At 68.6% G+C, this 20,977-nt stretch carries 22 protein-coding genes; 10 read left to right on the top strand and 12 right to left on the bottom strand.

The annotated features are described in order from the left end of the window. Positions 1–40: 40 nt before the first annotated feature. From ACWEKR_RS03655 to ACWEKR_RS03665, 3 genes are all read right to left on the bottom strand, one after another. Positions 41–1,477 (bottom strand): FAD-dependent monooxygenase, encoded by a 1,437-nt coding sequence (locus tag ACWEKR_RS03655; protein ID WP_452353125.1) that lies wholly within the window; start codon positions 1,475–1,477, stop codon positions 41–43. Positions 1,478–1,518: 41 nt separating this feature from the next. Beyond that, on the bottom strand, positions 1,519–2,319 hold the full coding sequence (locus ACWEKR_RS03660; protein ID WP_452353126.1) for an SDR family NAD(P)-dependent oxidoreductase: 801 nt from the start codon (positions 2,317–2,319) through the stop codon (positions 1,519–1,521). A gap of 90 nt (positions 2,320–2,409) precedes the next feature. Beyond that, on the bottom strand, positions 2,410–3,057 hold the full coding sequence (locus tag ACWEKR_RS03665) for a TetR/AcrR family transcriptional regulator (RefSeq protein WP_452353127.1): 648 nt from the start codon (positions 3,055–3,057) through the stop codon (positions 2,410–2,412). Between the two features lie 764 nt (positions 3,058–3,821). Between ACWEKR_RS03665 and ACWEKR_RS03670 the strand changes: the two genes are divergently transcribed. Further along, positions 3,822–5,159 carry a lipase family protein gene (locus ACWEKR_RS03670; protein ID WP_452353128.1) on the top strand — a complete coding sequence of 446 codons (1,338 nt, stop codon included), beginning with the start codon at positions 3,822–3,824 and terminating at the stop codon, positions 5,157–5,159. 219 nt (positions 5,160–5,378) lie between these two features. Here ACWEKR_RS03670 and ACWEKR_RS03675 read toward each other — a convergent pair whose 3' ends face one another. Beyond that, entirely contained in the window at positions 5,379–6,344 is a 966-nt protein-coding gene (locus tag ACWEKR_RS03675) for a DMT family transporter (RefSeq protein WP_452353129.1), read from the bottom strand. 274 nt (positions 6,345–6,618) lie between these two features. Here ACWEKR_RS03675 and ACWEKR_RS03680 point away from each other — a divergent pair, with 274 nt between their 5' ends. The 6 genes from ACWEKR_RS03680 to ACWEKR_RS03705 all read left to right on the top strand — a co-directional run bounded on the left by ACWEKR_RS03680 (position 6,619) and on the right by ACWEKR_RS03705 (position 12,592). Beyond that, on the top strand, positions 6,619–7,185 hold the full coding sequence (locus ACWEKR_RS03680) for an RNA polymerase sigma factor (protein ID WP_452353130.1): 567 nt from the start codon (positions 6,619–6,621) through the stop codon (positions 7,183–7,185). After that, positions 7,178–7,549, top strand: coding sequence for a hypothetical protein (locus ACWEKR_RS03685; protein WP_452353131.1), 372 nt, complete (start codon positions 7,178–7,180; stop codon positions 7,547–7,549). The genes ACWEKR_RS03680 and ACWEKR_RS03685 overlap by 8 nt, the downstream gene beginning before the upstream one ends. 285 nt (positions 7,550–7,834) lie before the next feature. Next, positions 7,835–9,685 (top strand): SCO2524 family protein, encoded by a 1,851-nt coding sequence (locus tag ACWEKR_RS03690; RefSeq protein ID WP_452353132.1) that lies wholly within the window; start codon positions 7,835–7,837, stop codon positions 9,683–9,685. Between the two features lie 8 nt (positions 9,686–9,693). After that, positions 9,694–10,608 carry an SCO2523 family variant P-loop protein gene (locus tag ACWEKR_RS03695; RefSeq protein ID WP_452353133.1) on the top strand — a complete coding sequence of 305 codons (915 nt, stop codon included), beginning with the start codon at positions 9,694–9,696 and terminating at the stop codon, positions 10,606–10,608. Next, positions 10,609–11,619: an SCO2522 family protein gene (locus tag ACWEKR_RS03700; RefSeq protein ID WP_452353134.1), complete on the top strand. Its 1,011-nt coding sequence runs from the start codon at positions 10,609–10,611 to the stop codon at positions 11,617–11,619. Position 11,620: 1 nt separating this feature from the next. Continuing rightward, positions 11,621–12,592, top strand: coding sequence for an SCO2521 family protein (locus ACWEKR_RS03705; protein WP_452353135.1), 972 nt, complete (start codon positions 11,621–11,623; stop codon positions 12,590–12,592). A 9-nt stretch (positions 12,593–12,601) separates the two neighbouring features. On the opposite strand, the gene ACWEKR_RS03710 is transcribed toward ACWEKR_RS03705, so the two are convergent. From ACWEKR_RS03710 to ACWEKR_RS03730, 5 genes are all read right to left on the bottom strand, one after another. Next, positions 12,602–13,423 carry a hypothetical protein gene (locus ACWEKR_RS03710; RefSeq protein WP_452353136.1) on the bottom strand — a complete coding sequence of 274 codons (822 nt, stop codon included), beginning with the start codon at positions 13,421–13,423 and terminating at the stop codon, positions 12,602–12,604. A 1-nt stretch (position 13,424) separates the two neighbouring features. Further along, complete coding sequence (locus tag ACWEKR_RS03715) at positions 13,425–13,901, bottom strand: GNAT family N-acetyltransferase (protein ID WP_452353137.1); 477 nt, start codon at positions 13,899–13,901, stop codon at positions 13,425–13,427. A gap of 127 nt (positions 13,902–14,028) precedes the next feature. After that, a complete protein-coding gene (locus ACWEKR_RS03720) occupies positions 14,029–14,691 on the bottom strand; it encodes a TetR/AcrR family transcriptional regulator (RefSeq protein WP_452353138.1) in 663 nt (220 codons plus the stop codon). A gap of 435 nt (positions 14,692–15,126) precedes the next feature. Then, entirely contained in the window at positions 15,127–16,845 is a 1,719-nt protein-coding gene (locus tag ACWEKR_RS03725) for a CocE/NonD family hydrolase (RefSeq protein ID WP_452353139.1), read from the bottom strand. 137 nt (positions 16,846–16,982) lie between these two features. After that, the gene (locus tag ACWEKR_RS03730) at positions 16,983–17,600 is read right to left on the bottom strand and encodes a TetR/AcrR family transcriptional regulator (RefSeq protein WP_452353140.1); all 618 of its coding nucleotides are present in this window, start codon (positions 17,598–17,600) and stop codon (positions 16,983–16,985) included. Positions 17,601–17,838: 238 nt separating this feature from the next. Here ACWEKR_RS03730 and ACWEKR_RS03735 point away from each other — a divergent pair, with 238 nt between their 5' ends. Further along, positions 17,839–18,306: an RDD family protein gene (locus ACWEKR_RS03735; RefSeq protein ID WP_452353141.1), complete on the top strand. Its 468-nt coding sequence runs from the start codon at positions 17,839–17,841 to the stop codon at positions 18,304–18,306. 133 nt (positions 18,307–18,439) lie between these two features. Continuing rightward, entirely contained in the window at positions 18,440–18,700 is a 261-nt protein-coding gene (locus ACWEKR_RS03740; RefSeq protein WP_452353142.1) for a hypothetical protein, read from the top strand. Here the strand turns inward: ACWEKR_RS03740 and ACWEKR_RS03745 are convergent. The 3 genes from ACWEKR_RS03745 to ACWEKR_RS03755 form a co-directional block, all read right to left on the bottom strand. Further along, the gene (locus tag ACWEKR_RS03745; protein WP_452353143.1) at positions 18,697–18,987 is read right to left on the bottom strand and encodes a hypothetical protein; all 291 of its coding nucleotides are present in this window, start codon (positions 18,985–18,987) and stop codon (positions 18,697–18,699) included. The genes ACWEKR_RS03740 and ACWEKR_RS03745 overlap by 4 nt on opposite strands. Positions 18,988–18,991: 4 nt before the next feature. After that, complete coding sequence (locus ACWEKR_RS03750) at positions 18,992–19,609, bottom strand: hypothetical protein (RefSeq protein WP_452353144.1); 618 nt, start codon at positions 19,607–19,609, stop codon at positions 18,992–18,994. 229 nt (positions 19,610–19,838) lie between these two features. Further along, positions 19,839–20,525: a glycosyltransferase gene (locus tag ACWEKR_RS03755; protein WP_452353145.1), complete on the bottom strand. Its 687-nt coding sequence runs from the start codon at positions 20,523–20,525 to the stop codon at positions 19,839–19,841. Positions 20,526–20,650: 125 nt separating this feature from the next. Here ACWEKR_RS03755 and ACWEKR_RS03760 point away from each other — a divergent pair, with 125 nt between their 5' ends. Further along, positions 20,651–20,965 carry a CU044_2847 family protein gene (locus ACWEKR_RS03760; protein WP_452353146.1) on the top strand — a complete coding sequence of 105 codons (315 nt, stop codon included), beginning with the start codon at positions 20,651–20,653 and terminating at the stop codon, positions 20,963–20,965. The last annotated feature ends 12 nt before the right edge of the window (positions 20,966–20,977 follow it).

Below are 20,977 nucleotides of genomic sequence, written 5' to 3' on the forward strand. Positions count from 1 at the left end.
TGTCAGCACGCACCGTCGAAAGGAGTTGTGGTGCAGTGCATCATGCCGCGCGCTCGGACCAGACCCGCGGCACCGGTCCGGTGTCTCGGCTGCCGACCCAGGCAAGGTAGCCGTCCGGCCGCACCAGCGCCGCTGTCACCCCCGCCCACTCCGGCCGGTCGTGAATCGGCACCGCCCGCGCGAGCGGCAGCTCACCGACCGGCGCCAAGCCGCCGGCGATGTCGACAAGGACGTGACGTGCGTCGGTGAGAGTCGCGAACAGCGACCGGCCGTCGGCGAGGGCCAGGTCCGGGGCGCGGTGACCGGTCAGGGCGTGCGCCCCGGGTGCGGCGGGGTAGGCCACCGACAGTCCGGACAGCTGCTCGGCGAGCGTGCGAGCGAATTCGGGCCGGTCGCCGATGAGGTCGGACAACATGGTGCGCAACTGCCTGCCGTCCGGCGAGAAGGAAGTCATCAGTGCCGCCTGGGCTTGGGTGCTGCGCAGTGCCCGGACGCCGATCGGGTGCCGTTCGGTGTGATAGGTGTCCAGCAAGCTTTCGGATGCTCGCCCCGATATGGTGGCGGCGAGCTTCCAGCCGAGATTCATCGCGTCCGCGAGGCCGAGATTCATCCCGACCCCACCCGCGGGCATGTGCTGGTGTGCCGCGTCACCGGCGAGCAGTACGCGGTCGGCTCGGTAGCGTTCGGCTTGCCGCGAGGCGTTGCCGTAGCGGGACAACCACTTGGGGGAGTGCATCGCCCAATCGGTGCCCGCGATCGCCACGGTCTTCGCTCGCAGTTCGTCGAGGGTGAGGGCGTCGCGCCGATCGGTTCGCAGATCCTCGGGCGTGATACCGATCAGGCGATAGCAGCCGCCGGGCAGCCGCACCACCATGAGCAGGCCCGCCTCGGTCCAATCGCTGAGGACGGGCTGCGGCGGCGGGTCGGCGAGTTCCACGTCGCCGAGCCAGCCCAGCATCGTGGTTCCGGTGCCCGGATAGGCGATGCCCGCGGCCTGCCGGACCGTGCTGCGGACACCATCGCATCCCACGACCCATTCCGCTTCGACGGTGGTTCCCTCCTCGAGGTGCACGACGACCGACTCGGCGCGCGCGGTCAATCCCACGACGCGGCGCCCGCGCCGGATGTCGGCTCCGGCCGAGCGAGCGTGCGTTTCCAGGAGTTGTTCGGTGCGCTCTTGCGGAAGTGACAGCGTGAACTGGTACGGGGTGTCGAGCAGCCGGAAATCCAGCCGGGCGCCCAACGCGGCGAAGTGGCCGCTCGGGATCCGGCTGCCTTCGGCGAGAAATCGGTCGAGCAGACCTCGCGACGCGAGCATTTCCAGCGTGCGAGGGTGGATCGCCAGCGCTTTCGAATTCGGATCCGGCTCGGCACGCGCCTCCAGAACGAGCACGTCGACGCCGCCGAGGCGCAGTTCCGCCGCCAGCCACAATCCGACCGGACCCGCGCCGACCACGACGACTTGGTGATGACGCACACCCGACCTCCTTTTCAGAAGTCACCACATGGTGGTGAGAATCAGCTTTCGTGGTGGAATCGGCTGCCGAGATCGGTGCCGAGGCGTTCGGAGTCGAGGAAGCGATGAACGGGCGCCACCAACCTCGGGGCGAGGGATCCGACCGTGGCGAGCAGTCGCGTCTCGATCGGAGCGACGACGATCTCGTCGACGTTCTCCCGGATGGCGCGGACGACAGCGTCGGCGACCTGCCGCGGCGTGGCCGTGCGCATTCCGGGGGGAAGCCGGCTGCCGCTCTCGGCGAACATCCCCGCGTCACGGACGAAGCCCGGTTCGACGATGGACACGCCGATTCCGGCTTCGCGCAGATCGTGCCGAAGGCCGAGGGCGAAGCCGCGCAGGCCGAATTTCGTGGCGTTGTAGAGACTGACGCGCGGTGCGGGCAGCAGGCCCGCGACCGAGCCCATGAAGACGATGTGCCCTTTTCCGCGGGTCGTCGTCCGTTCCGCGAAGTCGCGGGCGAGCAGCATCGGCGCGCGCAGGTTGACCCCGAGGACACGGTCGATGTCGGCTGCGGAGAATTCGAGAAGATGCCCGCCCGCCGGTAGACCGGCGTTGGCGATGAGCACGTCCACCGGCCCGGCCTGGTCGAGCAGGCGTGGCAGGTCCTCGTGTTTCGACAGATCGGCGGGAATCACCGTGGCGTCGAGTTCGGCGGCGAGCGCGCACAAGGTGTCGGCGCGACGGCCGGTCAGCACCAGAGCCGCACCCTGGGAGGCGAGTTCACGCGCCACGGCGTGACCGAGACCGCCGGTGGCGCCGGTCAGCAGCACTCTGGCGGACGCCAGATCCACTGGGGACATGATCGGGTCCTTTCGTATCGTCGGCGTTCGGCTCGATCGAGGCGGCAGGGCGTCCCTGCTTCGGAAGGGCATCCGCCCTGCCTGCCCGGTTCAAGGGGTGGAAGCGGCTCCGTAGGCGCGGAGAAAGGCACGGACGCCTGCGGTCACGTCGGCTTCGATGGCGCCGGGCTCGGCAGTTACGGCGCCCCAGAAGGTTCGGTCGTTGGCCTCGCCCGCGGCGAGCAGGACGAAGTGGACGGCCGCGCGCTGGGCATCGTCGAGGTGAAGCACGCCCCGCGCGGCCAGCTCGGTGAACTTCCGGGCCAGCGCGGCATGCACCGCGCGCGGGCCGGAGTCGAGCCACGCGTCGAGGACCGCGCCGGGGATGTGATCGGCCTCGGCGCGGATCTGGCGGACCAGGGCGAAGTGGTGCTCGTCGCCACCGACGACGAAGGCCAGGCCCAGGGCGATCAGATCGGCCTCGAGATCCACGACCTCGCCGAGGTGGTGGTCGATCGCGGCGCATCGGCTGGCGCGCGTATGCGCGGCGCTGTCCACTATCACCGCGGTGAACAGCTGTTTCTTATCAGCGAAGTGCTTGTAGATCGTTCGCGTCGAAACCGCGGATTCGCGTGCGATGGCGTCGACGGAGGCGCGGGCATAGCCGTCGCGGCAGAAGACCGCCCGGGCTCCCCGCAAGATGGAAGCGCGCTTATCCGATCGCAATCCGCGGTGCACCGCCACGTCCCGGGTCGTCACGAGCGGTTGGCCCGGTCGCTCGGATGCGCTGCCGCGCCGCCCGGTTCGCGTCGTGGGATCGGTACGTCGGCGGTGATCATCCGGCATTCCTCCTGCATGTGTGCGGCGCAGCGAAGCGGCGCTCGGGCTGCCACGAGAAGAGTACAACGATCACTTTACCCGGTGAGTCGACGCGCCGCCAGGCCGCCGGCCCGGCGAGAAGCTCTGCGCGACAACTATTCCCGTTTCCCGTGAGCGGCGAGTTCGCGATGTGTGCGACTTGCCGGGGTGTACGCGGCGGTCAGGTTCCCACCGGGGTCGGGGTATGCCCGCCGGTGATGCCGTGGGCGCCGCGGCAGTGCGTGAGGCAGCGGCTCGCCCGGGCGGGATCGCCAATCGTCTTCCGGACGCTGGTGCGGCGAATTCCCACCCTGCGCTTGGCGATTCGTTCGAAGAAGTGCAGTTCGAGCACGGCCGGGTGCCTGCGGGTTGCACGAGCTGCCGGTGAGCTGGTAGATCGGCGCCACCGCACCGTGACGTCGTCCGGCCTTCGCCGCGGCACTCGGATTCCATGCCCGACGCGGGCAGGGGCCTGCGCCTGCGCCATGGGCAGTGCGACAGTAGCGGGCCGTTATCTGACACCGGCCGGATTCATATCCGCAGTAATCGTGTTACTCTACGGTAGGTCAGCGGCTGTGACATGTCTCATGTCTCATGTCGAACAGCTATCGCGGCCGAGGCCACTCCGGCGACGGTGCCGGGTGGAATTCACGGAGAGTTGATCGATGTATCGACAGCATGGGCGTTCTCGGGTGGGGTTGCGGCGCTGGGCCGCTCCGGTGGCGGTGGCGGTGGCCGCGGTGTGCGTCGCCGTGGTGACCGGGGTGGGGATGGACACACGCGAGGCCGCGGCCGCCCCGGTGGGCGACTTCTATGTGCCGCCCGCGCAGATCCCGCCGGAACCGGGCGCGATCATCAAGACCGCGCCGATGGCGCTGTTCGCGACGCTGCCCACGGACCAGGGATGGCCGGGCAAGGCGCAGCACGTCATGTACACCTCGCGGCTGCAGGACGGCTCGCCGGTCGCGGTGTCGGGAACTTTCATCGACGCCACCGGTCCCTGGCAGGGGCCGGGGCCGCGCCCGACGGTGGTCATCGGCCCTGGCACCTCCGGTCAGGGCGACCGCTGCGCGATGTCGGTGGCCTTCTCCACCGGGGTCACGGTGTACACCGACCCCTCGCCGGGACTGTCGGCCAATCAGGAGCTGCCCGCCTCGGTGGTGTGGAGCGCGCTGGGCGCGCGGGTGCTGGTGACCGATTACATCGGCCTGGGCACGCCGGGAATCCATACCTACGCCAACCGGATCGAATCAGCGCATGCTGTCCTCGACGGTGCACGTGCCGCGAACGACCTCGCCGGAGTCGGTCCCGACACCCCGCTGGTGCTGTGGGGTTACTCCCAAGGCGGCGGCGCCACCGCGGCAGCGGCGGAGCTGCAGCCGGAGTACGCGCCCGAACTCGCCCTGAAAGGGACCTGGGCCGGGGGGCCGGTCGCGGATCTGGCCGCGATCCTGGAGCGTATCGACGGCTCGCTCATCAGCGGCGCCATCGGATTCGCGATCAACGGTCTGCTCGCTCGCTATCCCGAACTGCAGAAGGCGGTCGACCGGGTCACCAGCCCCGCGGGGCGCGCGATGCTGGAGACCCTCAGCGACGAATGCATCGGCGACATCATCACCCGCCACGCCTTCATGAAGACCGGCGCGATGACCGATGACGGTCGCTCGCTGACCGAGCATCTGGCCGCGATTCCCGAGGCCGCTCCCGTCCTGGCCGAGATGCGGGTCGGCAACCGCACTCCGGCGACGCCGGTGCTGATCACCAGTGGCCTGAACGACGACACCGTCCCCTACGGCCAGGCGCGCCGGCTCGCCGAGGATTGGTGTGCGAAGGGCGCTACGGTCACCTTCCGCACCAACGACCTGCCGCCGATCCTGCCGGGCGCCACCATTCCGAACCATTTCGGACCCGAGATGATCGACGGATTCGGTCCCGACAACGCGATCACCTATCTGCTGGATCGCCTCGCCGGGAAGCCTGTCTCCGGCTGCACCATCGACTGAATATCGTTCTGCCCACGCCCAGCGGACCTCCTGAACCGGCTGCACGCGTCCGCCCGGCCGCAGCGCGACCGTGATCGCGATCCGGAACCGGATGCTGCATGCCGAGCCCGCGCCGTGACGAGCCGGTCGCGGGCTGGCCCGAAGGGGGCAGGGCAGTGTGATCGCGTTCGGTCACCAGCGTGGCCGTCGGCCGTCGAAGGCGAACGAATACGCGGGCTTTCAGATGGCGTGGCCCCGAAGGACGCTCAGCCGTTTCCGGACGGTGACGACGATCCTGCGCCGTGCGGAACCGGATGTGGATGCCGCGTAGGCGCAGGCGAGGATCAGGGCGCAGCCGAGCAGCTGCGGCATCGTCGGGTGTTCGCCGAGGACGACAGCGGCCAGGCCGATCGCGCCGACGGGGGTCAGCAGCAGCATCGCCGCGCTCGCCGTGCTGCTCAGGTGGGAGGTGGCCAGGGCGATCAAGAGCCAGCCACCGATCTGCCCGCACACCGCCGTCAGGGCCAGCCAACCCAGCGGCCCCCAGCCAGGCGTGTAGGTGACGCCTGGCCACACTGCCCCGACGACGGCCGCGGAGGCGAGCACGACCCGGTAGGACTGCACCACCTGTCCGCCGTGCCCACCGCGCCGCAGGAGGAAGAGGAACGCCGCATAGCACAAGGCGGCGAGGAGGGCGTGGGCCGTTCCCCGGGCGGGGGCGCTGCCGGTGGCCCCGGTCTCGAGGATGCCACCGGCGAGCAGGATGCCCGCCGCCATGAACGGCAGCACGACGAGGAACGTGCGCCGGACCGGCTCGCGGTCGATGAGCAAGGCCAGCAGGGGAACGACGACGACCTGCGCGTTCACCAGCACCGCGGTCAACCCGGCGCCGACCTCGGCGATCGCTTGGGTCCACAGCAGCGCGTCGGCGGCGAACAGTACCCCGGCGACCGCCGCGATCGCACCGCGTCGCCAGGGCAGCGCCCCTTCTGTGGCGCGTTCCGCGGGGGCGAGCGGCCACAGCAACGGCAGCGCGAGCAGGCATCGGAAGAACGTGGCGGTGGCCGGCGAGGCGCCGGACAAGCCGATGAAGATGCCCGATGTGGCGACGCCGAGCGCACCGACGGCCATCGCCGACCGAGGCCGAGCCCGAGCCGCGCGCGACACCGCCCCGAGGACTTGTCGCCGTTCGGCGATATCGACCATCGCTCGACGCTACAACCGGAGAATCGAGGGGAGCATCCGGATATTTCGTGCCGGGGGAGTGCCGAGCCGGTTCGGGGAGCGCTGCTGCGAGCTCGGCGCGGTGTGCTGAGATTCGGTGTGAATCCTTTGACGACGTCCGGTCCTCTCATAGATGTGCCGGCAACCGGGCCGGCACGGATCGAGGAGGTTGTCGTGATCGTTGCCGCCATCGCCGTCGCCGTTCTGCTGGTCGGCTGGTGTAGCGTCACCCTGTTCCGCCGCTGGAGCCGTTCCCGTGACTGACCACGTCTGGCCTGACGAGCAATTGGTCACCGCCGCCCGAGAAGGTGACGTCGCGGCCATCACCGCACTGGTGTCGGGTTCCTACCCGCATGTTCGCCGGTTCGCCCACACCCTGTGCGCGTCCGCCGAGGACGCGGAGGACGCCGCGCAGGAAGCGCTGATCATCCTGTATCGCAAGATCGGGACGTTGCGGGCCTCCGGCGCGCTGGCCTCGTGGATGTTCCGCATCGTCCGCAACGAGTGCCTGCGGCAATGGCGCATGGTGACCCGGCACTTCGAACCGATCCCGGATTCCGCCGTGGCGTCCGCCGAGGACGAGGCCGTGCAGCGGCTCGAAGCGGGCCGGGTGGCGGCGGTGATCGCCGCCCTGCCCGCCGACCAGCGGCGGGTGCTGATCATGCGCGACGTCCAGGGATACAGCGGCCGGATGGTCGCGCACATGCTCGGGCTGAGCGTCGCGGCGATGAAGTCACGTCTGCACCGCGCCCGGGCGGCGGTCCAGCACGAGCTGCGGAGTACACCGCGGCCGACTGCGGAGAGGAGCGAAGTACATGACTGACGAGCGAAGTTTCGCCAGCGCCTCGGTGCCCCGGCACCTGGCTCGCGGCGTCATCGGATTCGGCGCGCTGATCGGCGCCATCGCATTGATGCCGGCCGTCGGGGCGTTCGGCTTGCTGCTCGCACCGGTCGGATTCCTCGCCCTGCGCGGATGCCCGACCTGCTGGCTGATCGGACTGACGCAGACCGTCTCGCGGGGCCGCCTGCAGCGGTCGTGCACCGACGGTCGGTGCCGATCGACCACAGCCGGACACGGCGGGGCCGAGCACGGGACCGGCGATCGGGTGCCTGCCGCGTTCGTCTCTCTTTCGTCCGATCACGATGTGACAGAACGGTTTGCGCGCGACTTCGTGCGGCAGAACTGACGCAGCCGTCGTCCACCGAGCCCGAGCGCACGTCATTTCGGCGTGCGCTCGGATTTCGTCGGCGGCCGCGTCACGGCCCGAATTGCTCCGCCGACGCCACCGGCTCGAGTGCGCGGATCTTCGGTTCGCTCAGGCCGACGCGTGCGGAAGCGTCTGCGCTGCTGGACATCTCGCAGCAAACACAGCGTCGTAAACGGTGCTTGGCTAAGTGAACTCGGCGGGGCACACTCTAAGTAACGACGTCCGGCGCAGCCGGTCGAACGCGGGGGCGAGGTCCGACAGCAGATGAGGATTCGGCCGAGGCAGCAGCTGCTCGAGCTGTGGCGAGCGGTGCTCGCCTGTTCCTACCCGGACGGGAAGTGGATCTGGGGTGGACGCGACGGCGCCAACTCGATCAGCGACGCCGAACAACTGCTGTGCCTGCTGTATCCGGCGACCGAGATCGAAGCGTTCGCGCTGGACCAACCGAACGACATGAGTTCCGACGTCAAGGCCGCGCTCGCCCCTTTCGGTGAGGAGACCCGCATCGGCGGTGTGCTGGTCGATCTGGTGGAGGACTACCTGCGCCGCTACACCGGGCCCGACGGCGAGCCGATCTTCGCCAGCGGCTCCTATCTCCGCTGCGGCGACGGCAGCCCGCTCAGCGCGGCGCAATCGGCGGTGGAGGTGGTCGACTCCTATTCGATGTCGCTGAGCCTGTGTATCGCGGCGCTGCGGTTCCTGCGCGGATTCCTGCGATTCGTCAGCGGTGAGGTCCGGCGGGAGGCCCGGCAACTGCGCGAGCGGATCCCCGCGGTGATCGAGCAGATCAGCGCACGCCTCACCGCCGCCATGGCGGGCCTGGTCCGCAGTTTCGTCATCCACACCCCCGAGCCGCACACCGAGTTCGGGCAGTCGATCGTCTACATGCTCAACCAGACCCGCACCTCGCCGGACGAGATCATCGAACGGCTGTCCACGCAGCTGGAACGCCTGCGGGTGCAGGCGGCCAACGAGGTCAGGCTCAGCCAGACCACCGAGATCGATATCGCCGACGACGGGCGGCTGTTCGAATGCGGATGGAGTTGGGGCATCGTGCGCAGCGCCGAACCCATCGACCTGGTGCCCGGCAGGACCAGCAGCGTGGCCGGGCACGCCGAATCCCGCCCTTACCTGTATTTCACCGCCGTCGCCCTGGACGGCATCCTCGACCTGTCCTCGCAACGTATCCGGGAACTCGACCTGCTCACCGACGAGCAGCGCGTCCTCGCCGACGCGCTGCAGCTGCGGTTGGAGCTGACGCGCAACTACTGGTCGAGGGTCGCCCGCTTCGGCAGCGGCCGCTGGCCGCTGGAGGACATCCCGTGGCGCACCGCCGACGGCGAGGAATCCGAGTACTTCAGTCTCGTGATCACCGCGATGCTCATCCAGGACCTGGTCTACCGGGACAGCACCGAAGATCTGGCGCGCACGGTGGCCGTGCTCGACCAGCTCGGCCGCCGCGGGCGCATCACAAGCCGGTTCACCGTCGACGACCCGGCCGCGCCGCTGCACTATCCGGGCGTGCGGCTGGGCTTGGCGGGCAGCGAGGAGGTGGCCGAGGGAGTCCAGTTGGTCTGGTACGTGCCGGATTTCGCGACCTTGCTGCTCAAACGCTGCCTGCAAGCCGCGCGCCTGCGCACCGACGTGGACACCCGCGACCAGTTGATGGCGCTGGCCGAGTCCGCGATGGACCACCTCGACCAGCGCGTGCTGCGGGAGGGTCCGGTTGTCGGTCTGTGGGACGACATCGGCCGGGTGGTCGGCGCGGCGGACGCGCTGCCGGAAGGGCCGTCCTGGTTCGTCACCGAGCGCATGATGGAGTGCCTGGTCATCGCGTACAGCACGTTCGAGCAACCCCCGCTGGCGCCCCAGGCGATGGTCGCCCGCGCCGTGGATCTGCTCAGCGAGGCCGAGCATCTGCTGAATCAGGAGGAACTGGAGGTCGAAGGCCAGGACCTGTCGCCGAAACAGGCCGCGGTGAACCGGATCCGGCAATCGCTGGACCGGGCCCGGCGCGTGCTGCGCGAGCGACCCGGCACCGCGTACAGCCTGGCCACACAGGCGTTGGTCCAGCTCGACGAACTGGCGTACGCCCGCCGGGACGCGACACGGTAGGGGGCATCGTGCTGGTGTTCTCCACCTCCGACAAGGGCGGCACCGGACGGTCGGTGACCAGTTGCAACATCGCCTACCGGCTGTGCCGCTCCGGTCTCAACGTCGCCTACGCCGACTTCGACCTCGGCTCGCCCACCGCCGGTGCGCTGTTCGAGATCAGCTCGACCGAACGCGGCGTGCCCCGCGGCGGCGTGCATTCCTACCTGCTCGGCGAGAGCGGAACCGTGGCCCGTATCGACGTCGGCGCGGCGACCGATCGGCCGGAACTGCGCCGCATCGGTCCCAACTCGGGCAGGCTGGTGCTGCTGCCGGGGGACGAGGGCGGCGCCGAATTTCTCACCGACGACGACGCGGTGGTGCAGCGGTGCGTCGAACTGCTGGTGGCGCTGGATCAGGAATTCCGGGTCGTGATCGTGGATCTCAGCGCGGGACGCTCCGCGGCGCTGCAGATCGCGCTGCAGGCCACCGCCTTGCCGCAGTTGCGCGAGCGCACCGCGCGCTGGCTGATCTTCCACCGCTGGACTCGCCAGCACATCCTGGCCGCCGCCGGCCTGGTGTACGGCTCGCACGGATTGCTGAAGGCCGGCGCCGAATGTGGTCACGACCCGGAGGAGTTGCTCGGCTCGGTGCGTTACGTGCGCACCGCGGTACCCGACGCCAATTGGGACGGAGTCGCCCAGCGCCCGGCGCAGGCGGCGTGGCTGCAAGAACAGGACACCGCGTTGCGGCGGCTGGCGACCGCCAAACGACTCGGTACCACGGCGGTGCTCGGCTCCACCCCGATCGAGCCGGTGTTGCAGCGGCGCGAACAGCTCATCCTCGACGCCGACGTCAACGCGCAGATCGCCAACGAGGGCACCGCCCTGGCCTATGCCGAACTGGCTCGCCGACTGATCGACATCGCCACGTGGGAGAGGCTGTAGATGCGGGATACACAGGGCTACAGCGAGGCGACCGAGGAGCCCCGAATCGCTTCCATCCCGTTGTCGCACTTGTCGATCGAGGTCGGGCATTTCTATCCCAACGACATCACCTCCGATATCGAACGGGTCGGTGCGGAGTTCCGCCGCATCGTCCCGCTGGTCGCGGCCTTCGTCGAGTCGGCCAAGGTGCAGTACGGTCCGAACGCCAGGGTGAGCACCTGCTACCTGATCGACGACTACTTCCAGCCCGACACCGACCCGTCCGCCATCCTCGCCAAACTGCTGGCCGCCGCGGAGGAGTCCGGGCTGGTCATCGACTATCTGGCGCGCGAGTCGGGTTGCTGGCGCGCCGCCAGGTTCGTCGACGGTGTGGCGTTCGGTGAGCCGATCCCGGTGGCGGAGCTGGTGGCCGCGCGCATCGTCGCCGAGCCCGCGCCGCCGAGCACCGGCCGCAGGCCACCCACCGCGGAATCGGGGTGGTTGTGCAACGGCCGCCGGTCCTCGGAGGACGAACGCGGCCAAGCCATGCGCCAGCGCAGTTATCAGCCGCCGGAGGAGTTCGGCCGCCGGGAGCACTCGATCTTTCTCGACGTGGAATTGTGGAGCAAGCACGTCGTCGACGGGGTGACGGTGACCCGGTGGTCGTGCCCGTTCCTGGCCGCCGTCTGGCATCTGCTGCGACTCGGCATGCTGCGCTATCACGGTGACGCCGTGGTGGATCCGCAACCATGGCACCGCGAGGACCTCACACCGCGCCGCTGGCACGAGATCCCACCGGTGGTGCAGCTCAACCCGGCCGCGGCGCCCTTCGCCGCCTACAAGACCTTGTCGATGCTGCCCAAGCGATACATCGGCATCGAGCACGCCGTGCGGCTGGTGCTCGACCACCTCGATCTCGACGACGACGTGCTCGAGCAGGTCATCGGCCGCGGCGCCGGGGAGGTTCCGCCCGTGCCGGTGCCGCGCCAGGTCAGCGAGCGGCTCTCCCACCTGCTGCTCGACGGGACCTGACATGGCCGCGACCACGCCTCTGGTCGTCCTCGGTGAGGTGCGCACCTGCCTGCTGCCGTCGGCGACCGCGCTGACCGGTGCGGAGGCCTGCGATCTGCTCGCGCTGATGCCCGGCTGCACGGTGCGGTGGCGGGAGCGGCCGGGCACGCTGGCGGTGTCACCGACCACCGCGGTCGGCGTCGACTGCGATCTGTCGCTGGGCGAGCAGACCGCGCACATCGTCGGCACCGTAGCGACCAGTGCCGTCCTGTCCGGTGGACGCGTGCTGCAGTCCACCGCGCGTACTCAGGTGATCCGTGCGGGCAGTCGGCGCAGGCAGACCTGGTCGCACTACCTCAGCCGGAAGGGCGTGACGGAGGTGATCAGCCGCATACCCGAAAGGGCCACCGCCGCCCAGGCTTTGGCCGAGGGATATCTCACCGGGCCGGTCGGCGACGACACGTTGGACCTGGCCTCCATCAGCGAACGCCTGCTGGCTCGACTGCGCGCCGACACCAGGCTGGACCAGAAGCCGCCGGTGCGAGCCGGAACCACCCGGCTGCGCTGGACCGCGCAGATCGGGGGAAGCGCGGGTCCCGCGGCCGCGCTCTACCTCGACGACGCCGCCCTCCGCACGGTCCGGATGATCGTCCGCGACGAAACGGATCTGGAGGCCGCGCAACGGTTCTGCGAGGACTTGGCCGCGCACGATTGGCTGCTGACCGTGGTCGCCGACGCGCTGGCCGAGGCCGACCGCTTCCCGTCGCACAGCCGGGAACGCACCGATCTGCTGGCCCCGGTGCTGGAAGACCTCACCGGGCTGTGGATGCCGGGAGCCCACACCCCGGCATCGATGCGCGCGTTGTGGCGGGATCTGCAGGTCGATCCCGGGTTGTCCCGCCAGTGGAGCGCCCTGGTCGCGCGGCTGCGGGATCGTATCGCGGTCGCGACGCTTCATGCGTTGCAGCACAAAGCCTTCGACACCGAGTGGTAGCGGCGGAAACTACATCCGGAACCATTTGCGCACCAGCAGCGCGAAGAACACCGACATCGACACGGCGCCCATCCACGCTTCCGCCGCGAACAGCGGCCGGGCGGCCGGGCGCAGATTCTCGGTGTCACCGGGCCCCAGCGGATTGATGAAGGCAGTCACGCAGGTGTAGACGGTGGCGGCCGGGGAGGGGTCGCCGTTGAGTGCCAAAGCGGCGGTCGTGAACAGCAGTAACTGCACGGCCACCCAGCCGAGCAACCACGACGGCCGGTAACCGTGGCCGCACAGCACGTAGGACAGTTGCCCCGTCCAGCGCCGCGGGCCGGGCGGCAGCGCGAGGGTGCGGGCCCTGGCCAAGCGCAGACCGCAGCGATCCTGGGCTTCGTCGTCCTCGTTCATCCGATACAGCGCGGCGCCTCGCCGGTAGGCCAGCGCCGCGTGAGCCGGCAACCCCGCCGCCGAGAGCTGCGCGCCCAGCTGCTCGTACTCCTCGGCCAGCATGGTGTTCTGCCTGCTGCTCAGCCGCAGCGGACCACGGAATTCGATCTCGGCCGCCAGCAGCGCCGCCGGGATCGCGCTCGGCACCCGCCAGCCCGCTTCGTCGGGCGCCGGTTGCCGTGCGGCGGTGTAGAGATGCCGGAAGACCAGGGAGTCCGAGTGGCGCCGGGTACTGGGCGGGTCGTAGTCGGCCAGGATGGCCTCGACATGCGCGGTGAAGCGCTCGAGTTCTGCTTGCTCGGAACGGCGGCCCCGATCGATCTCGGCGGTGTATTCCACTGCGCGCCTGGTGATCCGGGTCGAGACGGATGCGACGAAGGGTGAAAGCTCCCCCATGTCACGAGTCTAGCGGGCGGCTCCTCAGCCGGTATTCGAAAACGTCGCGCGGCTCGCCGGGCCCGAAGTACCTGTCGTCGTGCTCGACGAATTCGAATCCCGCTCGTTTGAACAGGTTGCTGGCGTGCTGATTGTCCGGCCGCACGGTCAGGTACACCACTTCGGCTCCCACCTCCCGGCAGGTTTGCAAGGTGCGGCTCAGCAGGCCCCGCCCGAATCCTCCGCCCTGGTACCGCTTGGCCACCGCGAAGGTGAACAGCAGTGCGCGACCCTTCTTCTCCAGGGTGAGCGCGTACCCGATCACCGTCCCGCCCAGCTCTGCGACCAGCCATTCGGATCCGTGCAGGTCGAACAGCTGGCGCAGCATCAGATACAGGTACGGCTCGGCGAACACCTCGGCCTCGATGGCCGCGATGTCGTCGAGATCGGCGAAGCAGGCCTGCCGGTATTCCGGCTGAGGCGCTTTGGCGATGTTCATCCGCTCCCTATTGCCAGGGCATAAGCCGTCCGATTCCAGCTTAAACGTCATTCACCGAGCGGGGTCAGTGTAGAACCAGCGGAATCGGTCCCCGGCGCAGCGGGTCGTCACGTGTCGCGATGCGCCCTTATCGCTCTGGGCTGCGGGCGAAACCATGTGCGCAGAAATTCCATACTTCGGACGCGGTGATCGGATGCTGCGTCTGCTCGTCGAACGCTCCCGCGGACTGCGCGATGCACATGACGGTCTGTATGACCATGGCTGCCGTCCGGCGCGAGTCGACCTCGGGGCGCAGTCGGCCTGCCTTCTCGGCCGCGTCGATGAGCTCGGTGAACAGTGCCAGCATCGGCGCGTGCGCGACCCTCACATGGTCGGGATGCGAGATCAGCAGCCGCGATGCGAAATCGGTGAACAGCGGCCGCTGCGCCGAAGGGTCCGGCCGGCACAGCTCGAACAACAACTCGACGGCCACCTGGAGCTTGTCCAACGGGTCGATCCGCCCGTCGGCGGCGGCGCGCAGCCGGCCGGACGTGCGGCTCATGGCGTCCTCGGTCAGGGCGAGTAGCAGCTCGTGCTTGCCGTCGAACTGCAAGTAGAAGCTGCGCAGTGATTGTCGTGAGCGGTCCACGACCTCCTGCACCGTGAAGTCCGTACTGCCCTTCTCGGTGATGATCGCCTGGGCGGCGTCCAGGAACCGCTGCACACGCTCCTCGGCGCGCAGCTTCGCGGTGCGTAGCGAGCGCTCGACGGCGCGCTGCTTCCATGCCGGATTCTCGCCCAGGCTGGTCACGGGCGCCTCGGTCCTCGGTCATATGAAGAGAACATGAGTGCACTGTACCGGAGAACGGTGTGCTTCCGGATACTAGAAGCCTTGTTCGCGCCGAGCGGAACTCTCCTTTTCGACGCCGAGAGCAATACTCTGGGCGTCCCTCAGAGTCCGCGCCCGCAGATCACCCGCCGTCGGGTTGCCGATCTCCGGAGTCGGTGGTTCATCGCCACAGTCGCTGACAAGGCATGGGCGGCAAAGCCTCCCGCATATCCTGGTCGATTCGAATGGTCGCCATTCCCCGTTCGCATGCGGCCTTCGCGAACGTGTGGGCTGCTACGGAGTCGGCCCGGTAGTGCATCGGCGGCCAGCCCGGGAATTGGACTGTCACATGGCATTGCATTACTTCGGTCCCGAACGCAGCTGTTCCGACGTTCCGGGGCGCCGCGGCCCTGTCGTTCATTCGCCGTCCAGGATCGGAAGGAGCAGGCGCGAACTGGAGTGCACCGTGTTGACGCCGGCCATGCCGACGGGGGCATGACTGAACAGCAACATGGGCTGGAAGTCTTCCCGATTGTCGTCGCTGGTCAGGATCAGCCGGATGCGATGCCCGCGCCGGAACCGGCGAGCATTGGCTACCAGCGGGATTCGGTAGTCGACCGGCTCGCCCGGAGGGACGGGGATCCGCGCCCGCATCGGGAGCACGGGCCGTCCCGTCTCGCTCGCGTCCTCGTCGACATGGCGCATGCCGGCGCGGAGCCAGCCCTGGGTGATGTCGGCCGCCGCGCCGTCCGGGTCGACGTCTTGCAGGAGCAGGATCCATGCCGTGTCGGTCGTGCTGGTGGTGGCGGTGAGCCGCAGTTCGGGGTGGCCCACCATGTCGATGTCCTCGGGAAGGGGGTCGCTGGTCCAGCACAGTTGTCCGGGCATGGGCTCCGCGCCGTCGGTGGCGTAACGGCGTTCGCCCGGCCGCTCGTCGGCTGTGAGGGACCCGTCGGCGTTGAGGGCCAAGGCGGTGTGCCCGGCCGGCGGAGGCCAGGAGTCGGCGGTGCGCCATTGTTCGGCCCCGGGCAACCAGTAGCGGATGGCGGGGCCTTCGAGAATGCCGGTGTCTCGTCCCTTGAGCCACTGGTCGAACCAGGCGAGGGCCTCGATGTGCATGCTTTCCCATGGCCAGGGCAGGCTGTGCTCCCCGAGCACGGCCATGCGCACGTGCGGGTTGCGCGCGAGGGCATTCCAGGCTTCGAAGAGGCCGGGCAGATGGAGCGGGACGTTGGACCACTCGCCGCCGAGATAGACGGGTATGTCGACATCGGCGAGCAATGCGGTCAGGTCACGCTCGTCCCACCACTCGTCCCGGACGGGATGCTCGGTCGCCACTGCGCGCAGCAGGGCCTCCCATGGGTGTGCCTCGTGGCGGAAGCGGCTGACCAGCCGCAGGCCGCGGGTCGCTTGGACGCCGTCGGTGTGACTGAACCGGCGGTGGACGGCAGGAAGGGCGAGAACCTTGCGCAGGAGGCGGGACAGGCCCTTGCGGTAGAGGCGGTCGCCGTGGGCGGACAGGACGCCCAGGGCACGGAACCAGGGGGTGATGAAAGCCTCGCTCAACAGTCCGTTGTGGTAGGCGGCTTCCCAGGCCTGGACGGTGACATTCCACGGGAACAGGGCCCTGAGGTGCGGCGGGCGCCGGGTAGCTGCCTCCATCTGGGTCATGGCGTAGTAGCTGATGCCGATCATGCCTACGTTCCCGTCGCACCACGGCTGCTCCGCGACCCACTCGACCAGGTCGAACAGGTCCGCGCGCTCCTGCTCGTCGAAAAAGGTGTAGACGCCGCCGGACCCCACCGTGCCGCGAAGGTTGGCGATCACGTGGGCGTAACCGCGCGGCACCCAGAAGTCGCCTGCGCCGGCCTCGATGACGGCCGCGGGGGCGCCCAGGTCCTGGAGTTGGCGGGGATAAGGAGCCGCCGCGACGAGGGCGGGGTACCTGCCCTCCGCGTCGGGCCGGTGGATGTCGGCCAGGAGTCGGGTGCCGTCCCGGACCGGGACCGGCACGTTGTCCTCGCGGGTCGTGCCGTGCACAGCCGGGGACAGGTTGCGGTACCGACGACCGGTGGTCTGGGGTCCGTTGAGCCGGCGCTGACCGGGCTCCACTCCGGCGGCCTCGAATCGAGCCATGACACTCTCATTTCCACATGTACGGAAATTAACTGTTCTCACGGTACGCGCGCCGGCCCGCCGCGGGCAAGGCTAATTCCCATAGTGCGTGAAAATGCCCGGCGGTCGGCGAGGTGTCGGCGAGGAGTCGCTGCCGATCAGGCGTGCGCCGGGACGTCCCCGCCGAGGGGGCCCGTGAGGTAGTGCTGCACAGTCGGCGCGATCAGGTGGACGACCTGCTCCGAGGGGATGTCGGCGATGCGGTCGATCGCCCAGATATAACGTGTCATCGCCAGGCCGACGATCTGTGTGGAGACCAGATCTGCGCGCACCTCGGCCTCGTCGTCGGGAAGGCTCGCCGACACGACCTGCAGGACGAGCGCGGAGAAGACGGAGCGGAGCCGCTCCATGGCGAAGGGCTCGTGACTGGCCGCCAGGATGATCGAGCGCAGGACCTCCGCGGTGGCCGGGTCGTCCCACATCCGCAGCGCCGCCTCCACGAAGGCGCGTCCGCGCTGCTCCAGCGGTACCCGGGCTGCCTCGGCGATGCCCGCACCGAAGGCTTCCGGCGGCTCCAGCGCCGCCTTCAACAGTCCCGACTTGTTGGTGAAGTAATAATTCACCAGGGTGGGATCCACGTCGGCGGCCTGGGCCACGGAGCGCAACGAGGTTCCGTTGTAGCCCCGCTCGGCGAAGGACTTGCGGGCCGCCGTCAGAATGCGGTCCGCCTGCGCGCCACGTTCCCCGCGCGGCCCCCGGCCGGCTCGTGTTGCCATGTCCCGCTGTCCCTCCGTCGGTTTCGTGATCGCTTACGGGTGCCGGGTCGACAAATGATGAGACTTATTTCAGTATAAGGTGAAATTAGACCTGGCTCGAACGAGTTCGCCGAGCGTGGGCAACGAGTCGTTCCTGCCTCGCGCTACCACCGGCCCGGCAACCCCCCCACCACCATCTCGCGCGAGGCGGGCACCGCACCACTGGGGACAGTCGTCGAGCTGGGCCACAATACGTCGCGTGAACGCAACACGCCCCGGTCCTGATCGAAGCCGACCTCGCGGCCAGGCGCCCGCGCCGCGGGCCGCTGTTCCGGACGAGGCGGGGGAGAACCGCCTCGCCCTGGCCGCGACGACCGACGCTCTGATAGCGCTGATCGTCGGATTCGCGTTGTCGCAACGCGTCTTTCATGCCTATGACGGTGTCGCGGAATTCCTCGGCGCGTTCGTTCCGTGCCTGCTTGCGGTGTCGTTCGCCAACCACGTGCTCGGCACACTGCTGTTAGGTGGCAGTTTCGCGAAACTGCTGTTCGGAATGCGGGTATTGCGATGGAAGGACGGCCGGCGTCCACGTGTATGGCAGACGGTCGCACGATGGTTGTTCGGGTTCGTGGTGATCGGACTGCAGTACCTGCTCGAAGGCGCGAGTGTAGGCCAAGCCTGCGGGTTGCGCACGGTGCGCCGAAGCGGCCGGCGCCGCCCGGCGTAGGAATCGGCGGCAAGCCGTCGAAAAGACGCTGCGCCGCAGGCCGAGACTCGGCCCATGCAGCAACGGTCCCTGCCCCAGCACCGCTCCGAGCCCGATGATCAGTGGCAGCCGTGGCGGTGTATATCTCCGGCAGGTGCCGTATTCGCAGGTCGTCGCGACGTGGGGTCTCGGTTCACCGAGCGTCGATCTGGCGGTGCGGCCCGGTGCGGCGCAAGCATCCGGTTCGCCGGACGGGGTCTTCACCAGCGGAGCGGTCGCCGACCGCAACGGATCACCGATCGGCGAGGTGATGTTGTGGGTCGAGAACGGGTGGCTCAGCGGAATCGAGTATGCGTGGTACACGGACGAACGCCCCCGCGCGTTGCCCGAGCCTGATCAGATCGAGGTTCTCTAGCGCGAGTCGACGTTCGGCGGGCGCGTGGCGTCGCCGTGGTCGTATGATGTCGCTGCCACGGATGCCGCCGCGATCACCCAATTGCTGAACTCGCATGCCAGGTGCCATTGGTGCTGGTGAATGAGCCTGGCGGGCAGGGTGGCGGGGAACTGCACCGTCAGCACTGCTTCGAGTGTTCCGTCGCGGTCACGGAATTGGTGGCGGACGCCGCCGATCACCAGGCCGTCGTCCAGCAGGGCATGGCCCGCGATCTGGATGGGATAGTCCGGATCGACGGGGATGGTCAAGGCTTCACTTCTGCTGTAGTCGACGAGGAATCGGGACGCGGCCGGGGATCCGCCGGTGGTCTCGACGACCTCTTGACGGCCGTTGCGCCGCGCCCTCGAGGATCTGCGTGACCCGCACGTAGTAGCGGTAATCGGCGATCGGGAAGATCGGCACGCCCAGCGCCGGGTCCGGCTCTCTCGGCGGCAGGGGTGTGAGCTGGGGCTGGTGCAGGTACAAGTCGCCGCTCGCGATCGTATTCACCTCATCGCGCTCGACTCGCAATGTGCCGTCGTAGTGGACCGGCAGCCCGACCGTCGCGTGCGGCGTCGGCGTGTAGCGCAAGAGATAGCAGCCGGCCCGTAACCGGCGCGGCTGGGGGAACGGGAGGTCTGCCGGCGGCGCGACCGGCCGCGGGACGTCTTCGGTCAGGATGTCGGCGATGTCTGCTCCAGCGACGTAATCGGGTAGAGGCGGCGACAGCACGCGCCCGTCACCCCGGTGGCCCGGCGCGAAGGGCGCCTCCGGCGTGCGGCTTCCAGGCACGCCAGCGCTGCGGTTGACTTGCTCGGTCGACACGATGTCCTCCTCAGCTCGAGACTTGCAGGCATGGCGCCGCACGGCGGCGGGCGACGAATCGGACATATCGAGCAACCGAAGTCGCCCGTATGCTCTTCGGCCCGAAACCGCGAGCGGCGACGCTTTTCAGCTTCGTGACGGCACCGTCGACCAGCACGAGTGGCCGACTACTTGTCTTCACGCCGGGGTGAGCACTGCAGCGGGTAGCGCCGCCGACAAGCCCACCACAGTGAACGGGAGGCGGGTCATTCGATCGGCCGCCTTCGATGGTCGAAGCACGGCAGCAAGTAGTGAGCTACTTGTGATGTTTGGGCTGTTCCGGCGACCTTCCCCGAGGCCCGCCCCGGTCCGGTGGCGCCGGTGTCGGTCTGTTTCCGAGTTCGAGCAGCTTGCGGTGGGCCTGAGTGATCCCCGACGGTGTGTAGTGCGCGATCACGACTCCTTCGTCGTTTTCTCGGTCGTCGACGTGCGCACGCAGGTAATTGTAGGCGTCGGGCAGAAACAGGGTAGGCGTGCCCAAGGTGTGAACCGCGTAGTTGAGCGCAGATTGATCCTCGATCGGCAGCGGACGGGCACGATCGCGCCACAGCTTCGCGGCGAAGGCGAACAACTCTTGGTGCGCGCGGCGATTCGCGATGAACACACCCGCGTTGAAGTACGTATCTCGGGGTAGGTCGCTGTCGTACTCGGGATAGAGCCCGATGAATTGATCACGGACGCAGATGAATTCGTCGCGACCCGCGAGCGCTGTGACCTGCCAGGGGCGCAGCACGACAGCGTCGGAATCCAGATAGAGGATCGTGTGCGCCTCGGCCAACTCGAACAGCCAGAGTTTGACGAAACCGGGGAACGCGTCGCGGGGAAACCCCGCCGGAGCGTGCTCGATGACCCGGAATTCCAGGTCGGTCATGGCCTCAGCGCGCGATGCGCTCAGTCGCGCGGTCTCCCGATAGTCACCGAGACCTAGCATCACCCCGATCATCAATTCGAAGATACTGCGCCGCAACGCTTCAGCGGTAGGGTTGAGCTCGTGAGCGAACACAGTGAGCGAATCGTGTTGCGTAGCGCTTCGCGCCTCGCCGAGCCCGGCTTCGGCGGAGCGCAGTCATGAGCGAACTCCTGCGCTTCCCGACCGGTGCGGACGGCATGGTCGTGGTCGAGGCGGACCCGTCCGACACCGGTGTACAGCGGGTCGGCCGTGGCGGGGTCGTCGAGGTGAAGCGGCGCTTCGAAGATGCTCTGGCCGATATCCAACACGCAGCCGCCGCGGCATTGGCGGTTTTCCGCGACGGCGAGCTGAAACCGGATGGCGTGGAGTTGGAGTTCGGCATCAAGCTCAACGCCGAGGCGGGAGCCGTGATCGCCAAGACTTCCCTGGAGGGGCATCTGACGGTGAAGCTGTCCTGGAATCCGGGAACCTGACCGTCCCCGCAT

It is taken from the genome of Nocardia sp. NPDC004573, assembly GCF_053602135.1.

Coding starts and splice junctions, on each gene's coding strand:
- ACWEKR_RS03750 (WP_452353144.1), bottom strand. CDS start 19,609: ATGTCCGATTCGTCGCCCGCCGCCGTGCGGCGCCATGCCTGCAAGTCT.
- ACWEKR_RS03755 (WP_452353145.1), bottom strand. CDS start 20,525: ATGATCGGGGTGATGCTAGGTCTCGGTGACTATCGGGAGACCGCGCGA.
- ACWEKR_RS03685 (WP_452353131.1), top strand. CDS start 7,178: ATGACTGACGAGCGAAGTTTCGCCAGCGCCTCGGTGCCCCGGCACCTG.
- ACWEKR_RS03700 (WP_452353134.1), top strand. CDS start 10,609: ATGCGGGATACACAGGGCTACAGCGAGGCGACCGAGGAGCCCCGAATC.
- ACWEKR_RS03705 (WP_452353135.1), top strand. CDS start 11,621: ATGGCCGCGACCACGCCTCTGGTCGTCCTCGGTGAGGTGCGCACCTGC.
- ACWEKR_RS03725 (WP_452353139.1), bottom strand. CDS start 16,845: ATGGCTCGATTCGAGGCCGCCGGAGTGGAGCCCGGTCAGCGCCGGCTC.
- ACWEKR_RS03710 (WP_452353136.1), bottom strand. CDS start 13,423: ATGGGGGAGCTTTCACCCTTCGTCGCATCCGTCTCGACCCGGATCACC.
- ACWEKR_RS03670 (WP_452353128.1), top strand. CDS start 3,822: ATGTATCGACAGCATGGGCGTTCTCGGGTGGGGTTGCGGCGCTGGGCC.
- ACWEKR_RS03690 (WP_452353132.1), top strand. CDS start 7,835: ATGAGGATTCGGCCGAGGCAGCAGCTGCTCGAGCTGTGGCGAGCGGTG.
- ACWEKR_RS03675 (WP_452353129.1), bottom strand. CDS start 6,344: ATGGTCGATATCGCCGAACGGCGACAAGTCCTCGGGGCGGTGTCGCGC.
- ACWEKR_RS03730 (WP_452353140.1), bottom strand. CDS start 17,600: ATGGCAACACGAGCCGGCCGGGGGCCGCGCGGGGAACGTGGCGCGCAG.
- ACWEKR_RS03715 (WP_452353137.1), bottom strand. CDS start 13,901: ATGAACATCGCCAAAGCGCCTCAGCCGGAATACCGGCAGGCCTGCTTC.
- ACWEKR_RS03660 (WP_452353126.1), bottom strand. CDS start 2,319: ATGTCCCCAGTGGATCTGGCGTCCGCCAGAGTGCTGCTGACCGGCGCC.
- ACWEKR_RS03760 (WP_452353146.1), top strand. CDS start 20,651: ATGAGCGAACTCCTGCGCTTCCCGACCGGTGCGGACGGCATGGTCGTG.